Origin of the sequence: Hansschlegelia sp. (assembly GCF_035538955.1) — a bacterium.
GTDB lineage: Bacteria > Pseudomonadota > Alphaproteobacteria > Rhizobiales > Methylopilaceae > Methylopila.
In genome coordinates, this window is sequence record NZ_DATLJK010000015.1 from 376,227 (window position 1) to 388,654 (window position 12,428).

The 12,428-nt window shown below is 67.8% G+C and carries 17 protein-coding genes; 5 read left to right on the forward strand and 12 right to left on the reverse strand.

Features of this window, described 5'->3' with window-relative positions; all coding sequences use genetic code 11:
- Positions 1–2: 2 nt before the first annotated feature.
- Both sdhD and sdhC read right to left on the reverse strand, forming a co-directional pair.
- Positions 3–377 carry a succinate dehydrogenase, hydrophobic membrane anchor protein gene (gene sdhD / locus VM780_RS13775; protein WP_325448257.1) on the reverse strand — a complete coding sequence of 125 codons (375 nt, stop codon included), beginning with the start codon at positions 375–377 and terminating at the stop codon, positions 3–5.
- A gap of 11 nt (positions 378–388) precedes the next feature.
- Positions 389–805, reverse strand: a complete 417-nt coding sequence (gene sdhC, locus VM780_RS13780) for a succinate dehydrogenase, cytochrome b556 subunit (RefSeq protein ID WP_325448259.1) — start codon at positions 803–805, stop codon at positions 389–391.
- Positions 806–1,048: 243 nt separating this feature from the next.
- Between sdhC and VM780_RS13785 the strand changes: the two genes are divergently transcribed.
- The gene (locus VM780_RS13785) at positions 1,049–1,780 is read left to right on the forward strand and encodes a helix-turn-helix domain-containing protein (RefSeq protein WP_325448261.1); all 732 of its coding nucleotides are present in this window, start codon (positions 1,049–1,051) and stop codon (positions 1,778–1,780) included.
- Between the two features lie 4 nt (positions 1,781–1,784).
- On the opposite strand, the gene VM780_RS13790 is transcribed toward VM780_RS13785, so the two are convergent.
- Positions 1,785–2,828, reverse strand: a complete 1,044-nt coding sequence (locus tag VM780_RS13790) for a MaoC family dehydratase (protein ID WP_325448263.1) — start codon at positions 2,826–2,828, stop codon at positions 1,785–1,787.
- Positions 2,829–3,036: 208 nt separating this feature from the next.
- Between VM780_RS13790 and VM780_RS13795 the strand changes: the two genes are divergently transcribed.
- A complete protein-coding gene (locus tag VM780_RS13795; protein WP_325448265.1) occupies positions 3,037–3,783 on the forward strand; it encodes a hypothetical protein in 747 nt (248 codons plus the stop codon).
- Here the strand turns inward: VM780_RS13795 and VM780_RS13800 are convergent.
- The 3 genes from VM780_RS13800 to VM780_RS13810 are packed head-to-tail and all read right to left on the reverse strand — an operon-like array spanning position 3,764 to position 5,306.
- Entirely contained in the window at positions 3,764–3,970 is a 207-nt protein-coding gene (locus VM780_RS13800) for a DUF1737 domain-containing protein (RefSeq protein WP_325448267.1), read from the reverse strand. The genes VM780_RS13795 and VM780_RS13800 overlap by 20 nt on opposite strands.
- 7 nt (positions 3,971–3,977) lie before the next feature.
- Positions 3,978–5,009 (reverse strand): aspartate-semialdehyde dehydrogenase, encoded by a 1,032-nt coding sequence (locus VM780_RS13805; RefSeq protein WP_325448268.1) that lies wholly within the window; start codon positions 5,007–5,009, stop codon positions 3,978–3,980.
- A 33-nt stretch (positions 5,010–5,042) separates the two neighbouring features.
- Positions 5,043–5,306, reverse strand: coding sequence for a hypothetical protein (locus VM780_RS13810; protein WP_325448270.1), 264 nt, complete (start codon positions 5,304–5,306; stop codon positions 5,043–5,045).
- Here VM780_RS13810 and VM780_RS13815 point away from each other — a divergent pair.
- On the forward strand, positions 5,299–5,472 hold the full coding sequence (locus VM780_RS13815) for a hypothetical protein (RefSeq protein WP_325448272.1): 174 nt from the start codon (positions 5,299–5,301) through the stop codon (positions 5,470–5,472). The genes VM780_RS13810 and VM780_RS13815 overlap by 8 nt on opposite strands.
- Positions 5,473–5,758: 286 nt before the next feature.
- On the opposite strand, the gene leuB is transcribed toward VM780_RS13815, so the two are convergent.
- From leuB to VM780_RS13835, 4 genes are all read right to left on the reverse strand, one after another.
- Positions 5,759–6,874, reverse strand: a complete 1,116-nt coding sequence (gene leuB / locus VM780_RS13820) for a 3-isopropylmalate dehydrogenase (RefSeq protein ID WP_325448274.1) — start codon at positions 6,872–6,874, stop codon at positions 5,759–5,761.
- A 174-nt stretch (positions 6,875–7,048) separates the two neighbouring features.
- Positions 7,049–7,444 carry a VOC family protein gene (locus tag VM780_RS13825; protein ID WP_325448276.1) on the reverse strand — a complete coding sequence of 132 codons (396 nt, stop codon included), beginning with the start codon at positions 7,442–7,444 and terminating at the stop codon, positions 7,049–7,051.
- A gap of 136 nt (positions 7,445–7,580) precedes the next feature.
- A complete protein-coding gene (locus VM780_RS13830) occupies positions 7,581–8,363 on the reverse strand; it encodes a Bax inhibitor-1/YccA family protein (RefSeq protein ID WP_325448278.1) in 783 nt (260 codons plus the stop codon).
- A 155-nt stretch (positions 8,364–8,518) separates the two neighbouring features.
- The gene (locus tag VM780_RS13835) at positions 8,519–9,100 is read right to left on the reverse strand and encodes a L,D-transpeptidase family protein (RefSeq protein ID WP_325448280.1); all 582 of its coding nucleotides are present in this window, start codon (positions 9,098–9,100) and stop codon (positions 8,519–8,521) included.
- 90 nt (positions 9,101–9,190) lie between these two features.
- Between VM780_RS13835 and VM780_RS13840 the strand changes: the two genes are divergently transcribed.
- Positions 9,191–9,877: a response regulator transcription factor gene (locus tag VM780_RS13840; protein ID WP_325448282.1), complete on the forward strand. Its 687-nt coding sequence runs from the start codon at positions 9,191–9,193 to the stop codon at positions 9,875–9,877.
- 33 nt (positions 9,878–9,910) lie between these two features.
- Positions 9,911–10,354 (forward strand): cyclic nucleotide-binding domain-containing protein, encoded by a 444-nt coding sequence (locus VM780_RS13845; protein ID WP_325448284.1) that lies wholly within the window; start codon positions 9,911–9,913, stop codon positions 10,352–10,354.
- A gap of 8 nt (positions 10,355–10,362) precedes the next feature.
- Here VM780_RS13845 and VM780_RS13850 read toward each other — a convergent pair whose 3' ends face one another.
- Positions 10,363–11,166, reverse strand: coding sequence for an exodeoxyribonuclease III (locus VM780_RS13850; RefSeq protein ID WP_325448286.1), 804 nt, complete (start codon positions 11,164–11,166; stop codon positions 10,363–10,365).
- A gap of 287 nt (positions 11,167–11,453) precedes the next feature.
- The gene (locus VM780_RS13855; protein ID WP_325448288.1) at positions 11,454–12,137 is read right to left on the reverse strand and encodes a LolA family protein; all 684 of its coding nucleotides are present in this window, start codon (positions 12,135–12,137) and stop codon (positions 11,454–11,456) included.
- Between the last annotated feature and the right edge of the window lie 291 nt (positions 12,138–12,428).

The following is a 12,428-nucleotide window of genomic DNA, read 5'->3' on the forward strand; positions in this document are numbered from 1 at the left end:
GCTCAGACCCCGAAACTGATCTTGAGGAGCGCAAACACGCTGGCGAGTCCGACCGCCACGGCGAAGAAGCTGTTCGCCATGATGGCGATCGGCTTCAGCAGCTCGTCATGCACGTAGTCCTCGATGATCACCTGCATGCCGATGCGCATGTGGAAGGTGACCGAGAGGGTCAGCAGCAGCATCGGGATGGCGATCCAGGGCGTGCCCAGCATTGCGGTCGCGCCGGCGTGGCTCGACCCCGACAGAGCGACCACCACGGCCACGAAGAAGAGGGTCAGCGGCAGGTTCGCGACCGCCGTCATGCGCTGCATCCAGAAATGCTCGGTGCCGGCCTTCGCGGCGCCAAGGCCGCGAACGTGGCCGAGGGGCGTCCTCATGAGCGTCTCCTTCAGCCTGCGCCGCCGCGCACGGCGTAGCCGACCGTCCAGATCAGCAGCGTCAGCACGATCGAGCCGCCGAGAGTCAGCCGGTAGAGCAGTTCACGCTCGCGGGGCTCGAAGCCATGGCCGGTGTCCCAGATCAGATGCCGGACGCCGCCCAGCGCATGGTGGATGAGCGCCCAGGTGTAGAAAAACAGCACCAGCAGCCCCGGAATCGAGCCGTAGATTTCCTGGATCGTCGCGAAGGCCGAAGGCCCCGAGGCGGCGGCCACGAGCCAGATCGCGATCAGCGCCGTGCCGAAGTAAAGCGCGCCTCCGGTGATGCGATGCACGATCGACATCATCATCGACAGCATCGGCCGATAGATCTGAAGATGCGGAGACAGCGGCCGGGCCGCGGAAGGGGCCGCTTTCGGCGAGTCCATGGGTTTTGGACCTTTTCGAAGTGCGCGCACAGCAACTAGCGGATGGTGCGCCGCAGCGCAACGGCGCGCGGCCCGGGTCTGCGGCCCTCTTTGGTAGGGAGCCGAATCGGCGCGCAGCCACACCGAGAAAATAAACGCACATGACCCCGCGGCATATTGTCGCTAAGGAGCAGCCCTAACTATGCCTCAGGGTTGCGTTCCCCTCATCCTGATTTGGTCTGTAGGGCTGAGGCGAGAGAAGACATGACGATCACGTCGATCATGAGCCGCGGCGAGCCCATCGTTCGGCCTCGGGCCGCGCGGCTCGCTGGCGACGTGCGGCGCGCTCAGATCATCACAGCCGCCTGTCAGTTCTTCGCGGAAAACGGCTTCAGCGGACCCACTCGCGACCTCGCGGCGTCGATCGGCGTCACGCAGGCGCTTCTCTATCGCTATTTCGACAGCAAGACCGATCTGATCGACGCCGTTTTCGCGGAGGTGTTCCGCGAACATTGGAGCGTCGGCGCGCTCGAGCGGTTTGAGGCGTCGGCTGGAGCGCCGATGGTCGATCGGGTCGCGGAGGTCTACGGCCACATGCTGCCGCGCATGACGCCGACGGCGACGCGGCTGTTCTTCCGCGCCGGCCTCGACGCCTATGCGGAGCCGATCTATCGCAGCGCCAGCAAGAGCCTGCCGCTCTGGAACGCCATGCTTGCCGAGTGGCGGCGCGAGGAAGGTCTGCCGACCCTGGCCGGCAAGCCGATGCTCGAGGGCGAGCGTATGCTGATGATCGCCCTGCACAACGCCATGACGATGATCCGCGTGCGCGAGCACGTCTTCCGGACTCCGCGCTGGCTGAGCGACGCCGACGAGATACGCCAGATCTCGGAAACGCAGGACGCCGGCATTCGCGTGGTGCTGCGCCGGCTGCATGCCGGCGAGGCGAGCGAGCGACGTTGCGCGATCGCCCACAATCCGTCGCTCGAGGCCGCCTGAGCCGCTAACGCGGGATCAGGACCCACAGATCGAGGTCCAGCACCACGGAAGGGTGATCCTTTCCGTCTGGCGCTGCGCGCGGAAACTCCGTCGGTGGGCAGTCCTTCAGGCCGGTGATCCGCACCCGCAACGCGCCGACGTCGTCGCGGCCCGGCAGGGGCTGTTTGTCGATGATCTCCGACCACGCGTAGAGCGTGTCTCCCGCAAAGATCGGCGCGACGTGCCGGCCGCCATTGATGCCGGCGATGTGGAACGCATTCTCAAGGCCGTTGAAGCTGAGGCTGCGGGCCAGACTGATGACGTGGCCGCCATAGACGAGGCGACGGCCGATCTTGCTGCTCTTCTGCGCGTAGCCGTCGAAATGCACCCGCGCCGTGTTCTGCCACAGCCGGGTCGCGAGCTGGTGCTCGGCTTCCTCGATCGTCATGCCGTCGACATGGTCGATCTTCTCGCCGACCGCATAGTCGTCGAAGCGGCGCGCGCTCCCGGCTTCGGCGTCGTCCCAGGCGGCGCGATCGATGCGCGGGCATGCGGCGCCGAGCTCCGACGGGTCGACCGCGCTCGGCAAGGTAGGCACCACGGGATCGGGCAGGGGGCGGCCGCCCTGGATGCGGACCAGCACCCAGCGGACATATTCGAGCACGGGCGTGCCGTCGGCGCGCACGCCGCGGGTCCGCACCCAGACCACGCCGGCGTCGCCCTTCGAGGTGGGGCGCACGCCGATCACTTCCGAGGTCGAGACCAGCGTGTCGCCGGGGAAAACGGGCGCGAGGAAGCGGCCGGAGGCGTAGCCGAGATTGGCGAAGGCGTTGAGCGAGACGTCCGGCACCGTCTTGCCGAACACCACATGGAACGCGATCAGGTCGTCGACCGGGCTCCGCGGATAGCCGACCGCCTGCGCAAACGCATCAGAGGACTGGACCACAAACCGGTTGCCGTAGAGCGCCTGGTTGAGCGCGACGTCGCCCACCGTCACCGTCCGGGGGGTGGCGTGCCTGATGACGTCGCCGACGACGAAATCCTCGAAGAAACGACCTGCTCCGGCCATGCCGCGCTCCGCTTTGGTTGCGCTGCGGTATGTGGCACGCCGCGCCTGACGAGGCGACATCGACATTCGTCGTCGGGAACGGCCTTTCCGGAGGATGAAGACGATCGCGCGATTCGAGTCCGTTGGCTTCACGCGGCCTTCAAGCCGGATGGGCCATTGTCTGGCGGCCGGCGGGGTCCGCCGTTCGACGACACGATGAGGATGCGAGATGGCGCGCGACGCAGCAGAACGGCCCGTAACAAGCGGGACGCAGTCGCCGGTCGCAGCCCTTGCGCGCCTCGCGCTCGCGCATGAACGGGCCGGCCGCTATCGCGACGCCTGGACGGCCTGGGAGCAACTGCGGTCCTCCCACCCCGACCGCTCGGACTGGAACGCGCCGCTCGCCGCGAGCTATCTGCGCTTCGCGCTGGAATGGACCGCCGACGCCGAGGAGGGCTCGCTGCGCGAGGCCGAAGAGGCTCTGGTGCGCGGCGTCGCGATCCTCACCGTCGATCTCAGCGCCCAGTCCGACGACGTGGCGCGGCTGATGCTGGTGGCCCGCGCCTGCGAGCAGCGCTGCATCCTGCGGGCGTTCGGCGAAGGCTGGACGCGCGAGGTTCGCGAGGCGCTGGAGGCCGGCGCGCCGGTGAACGCCACGGGCGACCGGCGCCAGGTCTCGGCCGCCGGCGCCGCCGCCACCGTGGCCCTCGACCTCGTCGCGATCTCCGCGCCTTCGCTCGCGCCGCTCGCCCCGGAGCTCGCGCAGAGCTGCCTGCGGCTCGCAGCGACGCTCCAGGCGGTGGGCTCCCAGGCGCAGGCCAAGGAACTGCTGCTGCGCGCCGAAACCGTGCTGCGCGGACCCCAGCAGAAGCCCGCCCGGCCGAAGCTTGTCGCGATCGAAGGCGACGTTCAGGAGAGCGGCCGGACTCCGCCGCGCCGGCCGGCCCTGTCGATCGTCACCAGTCGGACAGCTTGATGTCGTCCGACCACTCGACGCCGACGATCTCCTTCACGATCGCCTGCCCGCAGACCACGGTCTTCTTCTCCGGGTCGTAGGTCAGCGTCGGATCGCCCTGCAGGCTCCAGCCCTTGTTGATCGCGTCCGAGACGCGGCGGCAGAACGCCGCGTCGTCCGGGCCTGTGAGGAAACGGTAGAGCTTCATCGCGCCCTCACGCCGCCTGCTTCAGCAGGCCGCGATTGGCGAGGCACTCGGCGATCTGCACCGCGTTGAGCGCCGCGCCCTTGCGCAGATTGTCGGAGACGATCCACATCGCCAGCCCGCTGTCGACCGTCGGGTCCTCGCGGATGCGGCTGACGAAGGTCGCGAAGTCGCCGACGCACTCGATCGGCGTCACGTAGCCGCCGGGCTCGCGCTTATCGACCACCAGCACGCCCGGCGCCTCGCGCAGAATGTCGCGCGCCTCATCGGCCGAGAGCGGCCGCTCGAACTCGATGTTCACCGCCTCCGAGTGGCCGACGAACACCGGCACGCGCACGGCCGTCGCGGTCAGCTTGATCTTCGGGTCGAGGATCTTCTTGGTCTCCGCGACCATCTTCCATTCCTCCTTCGTGTAACCGTCCTCCATGAAGACGTCGATGTGAGGAATGACGTTGAAGGCGATCTGCTTCGGGAACTTGCCGCCTTCGAACTCCGGCGCCTGGTTCACGTAGATGCCCTTGGTCTGGTTCCAGAGCTCGTCCATCGCCTCCTTGCCGGCGCCGGAGACCGACTGGTAGGTCGAGACGACCACGCGCTTGATCTTCGCGGCGTCGTGCAGCGGCTTCAGCGCCACGACGAGCTGGGCGGTCGAGCAGTTCGGGTTGGCGATGATGCCCTTCTTCGTGTAGCCCGCGACCGCGTCGGCGTTCACCTCGGGCACCACCAGCGGCACGTCCGGGTCCATGCGCCAGACCGAGGAGTTGTCGATCACGATCGCGCCCTGAGCGGCGATCTTGGGAGACCACTCCTTCGAGATCGCGCCGCCGGCCGACATCAGACAGATGTCGGTCTTCGAGAAATCGAACATCTCGAGCGTCTGGCACTTCAGCGTCCGGTCGCCGAACGACACTTCCGTGCCCTGGCTGCGGCGCGAGGCGAGCGCGACGATCTCGTCGACCGGGAACTCCCGCTCGTCGAGGATGCTCAGCATTTCCCGGCCCACATTGCCCGTGGCGCCGACGACGGCGATCCGATAACCCATTGCAAGCTCCATAGAGCCGCGCTCCGCGGCTCTTCAGTTCAGCGGCGTCTTGCCGCGGGCGTTCCAATGCCGTGAAACGGCGGAAAATTCAACGGCCGCGGCCGATCTGGCGCAACCAAAGCCGCTTTCCCGCGTTGCGGGATTGTGGCACTCAGGCGCCGGAGCCAGACCGATGTCCTTTCCCCTGACGCGTTCATTTATCTTCGCCGCGGCGATCGCCGCGGTCCCGCTGATCGCGTCCTTCGCGTCGGCTGACCCGTGGGAGCCGGCGAGCAGCGGCGGCGTCTCCGTGACCATCACCAAGCAGCCGAGCTACCTCAACACGCGGACCACCCCTGACGGTCCTCCGTCAGCCGCGAAATACGACACCTCGGCGCTCTACCAGCCCACCTATCAGGCGCGGAACAGCATCAGCTTCAGCCGCTCGCCGCTGCCGTCCACCCTGGACCTGCCGGGCTACTGAAGCCCTCGCGGCTTCCGCATCGGCATCTCGTGACCCGACCGCCCCGCGTCAAGCTCTGACGCGGCAATGGGACTTCTCCCGTCGGCAACCTCCGACGTCGTGAAGGCGCGCGCGGAGGTCCCGGCGCCCCGTCCTACGCGCATCCCACCCGGCTGGGCTTCGCCCGTCCACGCTTCCCTCAGCGAGGGAGGGAAAGACCGCTCTTCGTCTGAGCACGTCGGCAACAAGAAAGCCCGGCGGGGGCCGCCGGGCTTTTTGTCGTCTCCGTCGCGTCGGGTGAGCCGTCTTAGGCCGAGAGCAGCGCGTCGAACTTCCTGAGCACGGCGCCGCCCATCTCGGAGGTGCCCACCTTGGTCATGCCCTCGGTCCAGATGTCGCCCGTGCGCAGGCCATCCGCGAGAACCTCGGAGATCGCCCGGTCGAGCAGGTTCGCGAGGTCAGGCTTGCCGAGCGAATATTTCAGCGCCATCGCGAGGCTGGCGATCATCGCGATCGGGTTGGCGAGGCCCTTGCCGGCGATGTCGGGGGCGGAGCCGTGCACCGGCTCATAGAGCGCCTTGCGCTTGCCGGTCGCCGGATCCTCGGCGCCGAGCGAGGCGGAGGGCAGCATGCCGAGCGAGCCGGTTAGCATCGAGGCGACGTCGGACAGGATGTCGCCGAACAGATTGTCGGTGACGATCACGTCGAACTGTTTTGGCGCGCGCACCAGCTGCATGCCGAGCGCGTCGGCCAGCATGTGGTCGAGCTGGACGTCCTCGTAGCCCTGCTTGTGGGTCGCGGTGACGACCTGGTTCCACAGCAGGCCCGACTTCATGACGTTGCGCTTCTCGGCGGAGGTCACGCGGTTCGAGCGCACGCGGGCGAGCTCGAACGCGACCTTGGCGATGCGCTCGATCTCGTAAGTCTCGTAGACTTGGGTGTCGACGGCGCGCCTCTGGCCGTTCGGAAGGTCGATGATCTCCTTCGGCTCGCCGAAATAGACACCGCCGGTCAGCTCGCGCACGATGACGATGTCGAGCCCGTCGACCAGCTCGCGCTTGAGCGCGGAGGCGTCGGCAAGCGCCGGATAGCAGATCGCCGGTCGCAGATTGGCGAACAGCTCGAGGTCCTTGCGCAGCCGCAGCAGGCCGGCTTCCGGCCGCACGTCGTAGGGCACGCCGTCCCACTGCGGTCCGCCGACCGCGCCGAACAGGATGGCGTCCGCCGCCTTGGCCTTCTGCATGGCGGCGTCGGTGATCGCCACGCCATGCGCGTCATAGGCGGCGCCGCCCACGAGATCTTCCTCGATCTCGAAGGAGAGAATCCCCTTCTGCTCGATCAGGGCGAGGATGCGACGGACTTCCGCCAGCACTTCGACGCCGATGCCGTCGCCGGGCAGAAGAAGAAGCTTTTGGGCCGCCATGGGGATCCTCGTCATCTGTGTATGCCAGAGAGCCGCCGGGGTTTTGACCGGGGCTCGCCCGGTTGGCAAGCTTTCTCGAACCCAGCGCGCCGGCCGCCCGGCGACGCGCGGCCGCGGCGGCGTCCTCCTGCTGGTCGCTTCGGCGCGCTCCGCGGCCCTAGTGCGCCCGGCCGCTCACTTGAACCGGCCGCCGCGCTCCAGAACCTCGATCTTGTAGCCGTCGGGGTCGGAGACGAAGAAGAACCGCGCGAACGGCTTGCCGTCGCGCTCCATGGTCTTGAGCGGGTTCGGCTTGAGGCCCGCAGCTTCGAACCGGGCGTGCTCGGCCGCGAGATCGTCGACCGACACCGCGAGATGGCCGTAGCCGTCGCCAAGCTCGTAGGGCGCGTCGCGGCCGGCGTTGACGGTGAGCTCCAGCTCGAAGCCGGTCTCTTCGTTCGCCATGTAGATCAGCGTGAAGCCGTCGAACGGGTAGCGGTCCGCCACCTCGAGCCCGAAGGCCGTCCGGTAGAAGGCGACCGAGGCTTCCTCGTCGCGCACCCGGATCATCGAGTGGATCATCTTCGCCATGGCGGCCTCCCTGGAGTCTTGCGCGGGCGAAGATGCAGCAGCGCCGGCGACACGCAAGCGCTCGACATGAAAAAGGCCCCGGCGTCTCCGCCGGGGCCTTCCGCTCGATCTCCGGCCGGAGCCGGAACGGCCTTGGTCAGTTGCGGTTGCCGAACAGCGACAGCAGCATCGTGAACAGGTTGATGAAGTCGAGATAGAGCGACAGCGCGCCCAGGATGGCCTTGCGGCCCATCGTGTCGCTGTCGTCGAGCTCGTAATACATCTCCTTGATGCGCTGCGTGTCGTAGGCGGTCAGCCCGGAGAAGATCAGCACGCCGAGCACCGACACGACGAACTGCACCATGCTCGAGCCGATGAAGATGTTCACCAGGCTGGCGATGATGATGCCGAAAAGGCCCATCACCAGGAACGAGCCCATGCCGGTCAGGTCGCGCTTGGTGGTGTAGCCCCACAGGCTGAGCGCGCCGAACGCCGCCGCCGTGATGAAGAACACGCGGCCGATCGAAGCCCCGGTGTAGACCAGGAAAATCGACGACAGCGAAAGGCCCATTAGGCCGGCGAACACGTAGAACGCGATCTGGCCAGCCGCGGCGCTCATCTTGTGAATGCGCGCCGACAGGAAGAACACCATGCCGAGCGGGGCGAGCAGCACCACCCACTTCAGCGGGCTGGCGAACAGCGCGTAGCCGAACTGGGTCAGGTGCATGCCGCGCGCGGTGGCGACCGCGGAAGCCGGATCGCTGGTGACGGCGAGCATGAAGGCGCCGATCGCGGCGAAGCCCGTGATGGCGAGGCCGAGCGACATGTAGTTGTAGACGCTCAGCATGTAGGACCGGAGGCCCGGGTCGATCGCAGCGCTCGGCGCAGCGACCCCGCCGAAGCCGGCCCGGCCATAAGCGTTGCGGTTAAAGTCGGACATCGTCTGCAATCCTCGCGAATTGTCCCGTCGCGGCCGCCGCGGCGCGGCGGTCCCTTTGGGCACGAAGAATATGGGGATTGCGGCCCCCCGCACAAGTTCACGAAGGTCATTCGATTCTGACATCTTCGTCAGAACAAGCGCTTGGCTAAGATGTACTAACGGCGGCCGCCGCGCAGCTTTTGCGGCGGCAAGCCGATCCGGAGCACGGTTTCGGGGCCGAGCCGGGCGATCAGCCGCCGCAGCGCGCCGGGCGCGAGCGCCACGCAGCCGGCCGTCGGCGTGAAGCCGGGCCGGGCGGCGTGCATGAAGATCGCGCTGCCGCGGCCGGCCTGCGCGGGACGATCGTTCCAGCCGAGCTCGACCACCAGGTCGTAGAGCCCGTCCTGCCGCCACATGAGCTCATGCGACGCGCCGAACGGCAGCCGAACCGGGCGGTTGTAGCGCGGGTCTCCGGACGCGTCGCACCAGCCGTCATCGTGCCGGATGCGCCGGACCTCGAGCAAGGTCGGCGGCCGCGGGCCGCGATCGGGCCGTCGCCACAGCCTGCGGAGCGGAAGTTCGGCGCGCGGCGTCGCGCCGTCGCCCTCGCGTTTCGAGGCGACGATTCCGGCCGGCCCGAGCGCGCAACGGAATGCGAGCCGGCCCGCGACGAGCCGGCCCTTTGCGCGGTCGGACGGCAGCCCGAACACGCGGATCGACGCCAGAAGGCGCTTCTTTGGGGTGTGGGACGTGGCCAAAAGGCGTCTCTGACTTGCGAAATGTGGTGTGGGCGCCCTACTTGACTGGCGCCTGCGCCGTTTCGGCGCTCGACCCTCAGAGATTGCTGAATGGCCACTAAGCGCAAGATCCTCCTCGTCGAAGACGACGCCGACCTCCGCCAGGAACTCGCGGAGCAGCTCGACCTTCACGACGAATTCGAGGCCACGCAGGCCGCGACGGCGGCTGAGGGCATCGAGGCCGTCAAGGCGGACCACCTGGACCTCGTGCTGATGGATGTCGGGCTGCCGGACATGGACGGCCGCGAGGCGGTCAAGATCATGCGCCGCAACGGCTTCCGCGGCCCGGTGATCATGCTGACTGGACAGGATTCGGACGCCGATACGATCCTCGGCCTCGAGGCCGGCGCCAACGACTACGTCGCCAAACCGGTGCGCTTCGCAGTGCTGCTCGCCCGCGTCAGGGCGCAGCTTCGCAGCCACGAGGCGAGCGAGGACGCGATCTTCTCGATCGGGCCCTACACGTTCCGGCCGGGCGCCAAAATGCTGGTGACTGAGAAGAACGCCAAGATCCGGCTCACTGAGAAGGAGACCGCGATCCTGCGCTACCTCTATCGCGCCGGCTCGTCCGTCGTCGGGCGCGAAACGCTTCTTCAGGAAGTGTGGGGCTACAATTCGGGCGTGACGACTCACACGCTCGAGACGCACGTGTACCGGCTTCGCCAGAAGATCGAGGCCGACCCGTCCAATGCGCGTCTGCTCGTCACGGAAGCAGGGGGCTACAAGCTCGTCCCTTAAGGGCGGCTTGGCGCATGGCGAAAGCAGAGGCGCGTGGCGCTTGAGGACGACATCCGGGCTCTAAGCGAGACGCCGCTGTTCGACGAACTCGGACGGGATGCGTTGCGGCTGGTCGCCTTCTCGGCTGACCGGGTGCGGCTGAACGCCGGCGACGTGCTGTTCCGGGAAGGCGATAGCGCCGAATCAGGCTTCGTCGTGGTCTCGGGCGCGCTGACGGTCGCGCGCGCCGGCGGACGTACGCGATCGGTCGGCCGCGGCGCGCTGCTCGGCGAGCTCGCGCTGATCTGCGATACCACCAGGCCCGCCACCGCCACCGCGCACGAACCCTCGGAAGTGCTGAAGATCGCCCGCGGCCTGTTCTCGCGGCTGTTCGAGGAATATCCGGACCTCGCCCGAAAGCTGCATGGCCGGCTCGCCGCGCGCGTGCAGGCCAATGTGGCCGAGCTCAGGTCGGTCGAGGCGCTGCTGCGCAAGTAGCCGAAGCGTCAGCCGATCGTGACGACCACCGGAACATGGTCCGACGGTCGCTCCCAGCCGCGCGCCTCGCGCACCGTCCGGACCTCCGTCATGCGCTCCGCCACGTCCGCGCTCGCCCACACGTGATCGAGGCGGCGGCCGCGGTCGGAGGCTTGCCAGTCCGCCGCCCGGTAGCTCCACCACGAGAACAGCTTTTCGGGGTGCGGCGTGTGGCGCCGGACGAGGTCCACCCAGCGTCCGGCTTCCTGCATCCGGTTCATGCCGTCGGTCTCGACCGGGGTGTGGCTGACCACGCGGAGCAGCTGCTTGTGGCTCCAGACGTCGCTCTCATGCGGCGCGACGTTGAGGTCGCCGACCATGATGCGCCCCCCGGTCTCGGCGATGCGGCCGGACCAGTGCGTCAGCTCGTCGAGAAACTGCAGCTTGTGCGCGAACTTGGGATTGATCGCCGGGTCCGGCTCGTCGCCGCCCGCCGGCACATAGAAATTGTGGACCGTGACCCCCGCGAGCGGCCCTTCGGCGAAGGTGGTCGCGAGATGCCGCGCGTCGTCCTTGTCGGCCCAGCGCTCGCGCGCCGTCGCCGCGAAGGCGAAGCGCGAGAAGGTCGCGACGCCGTGGTAGCCCTTCTGGCCGTGGATCGCGACGTGCTCATAACCGAGTTTGCGCACCGCGCTCAGCGGAAAGCAGTCGTCCGCGCACTTGGTTTCCTGCAGGCACAGCACGTCGGGCGCGTGCTCGTCGACGAGCTTCGCCACGAGGCCGATGCGCAGCCGTACGGAGTTGATGTTCCAGGTGGCGAGACGGACGGGCATGGCGACCGGGGAAGAGGCGGGCGCTCCCTTTACCTGCGCTTAGGACGTTCGGGAAGCGGCGGCCGCGCAGGGGGACAGACGCAAAGACGCCCGGCCTCCGGGGGGAAAGGCCGGGCGTCCGCGCGCTGGGCGCTCCGCCGATCGGAGGAACGGCGGAAACGAAGCGTCTTAGCCATGGCCGCGACGGGGGAACGCAGCCTGAGTGGCGACGCCTCGCTCGAAAGCCGAGATGGGGGGCCGCCCGAAAGAGTTCAAGCGCACGTCTGCGTGAGCGCGCGCAGCCCGGTTCAGGGGCGCGCCTGGGTCGGCCAGCGCGGCTGGACGATCTTGAACAGGTTCGGGTCGAGCTTCGCCGTGCGGGTCGTGTCCGTCAGCGTGACGGAGGTGTCCATGCCCTGTGCGTCCGTCACCGTCCACTGCTTCAGCTCATAGTTCTGGCCGCTGAACAGCAGCTGGATCTGCGCCGTGCCGCCGATCGCGTTCTTCTCCTCGAGCACCACCGAGACCATCTCCGGCTCCTGATAGACCGCCTTGACGTTGGCGTCCTGGAGGAGGTCGATCTTGTCCTCCAGCAGGAAGCGCAGCGGCGTCTGGCTGAGCGGCCAGAGCTCCTGCGTGGCGAGCCTGCGGTTCTTGACGATCACCGAACTGCCGTTCGAGACGATCTCGAGCGGGCTCGGCGGCGCGTACTGGAAGCGGATTTTTCCGGGGCGCGAGAGGTAGAGCTTGCCGACGGAGCGGGAGCCGTCCGGGCCGGTCTGTTCGAAATTCGCGGTGATGTCCTGGATCGAGTTGAAATAGGCGTTGACGCGCTGGAGCGTGGCGCGCTGCGCCGGATCGAGCTGCGTCACCGGCACGCCCTTCTTCTTGCCGCCGAACAGGCCGCCGAACAGCGGATCAGCGGCGGCCGGCGCCGCCGCAAGGGCCGCGGTCAGGAGCAGGAGGCCGGCGAGCGGGCGGAGACGAAACATCGGCAATGGCGTCCTCAGGCGGATGACAGGAGATCGGGTCGACACGCTGACGCACTTAGGGTCCGTTCGTGGCGATTTCACGTGGCGCCATGACGGGAGCGCCGAGAGTGTTGATCTCGTTGCGGATGGAATGGGCGCGGGTCGAGGATTGCGCCGCCTACCCATACAACCTGCCTGCGATCGCTGGGTGCAGGAGCTCGATCTCGACGCGCCGATCGTGATGTTCGTCGGCGCGAACGGCTCTGGAAAATCGACGCTGACTCGTCGTCAGCCGGCTCCTGGAGGAGGACT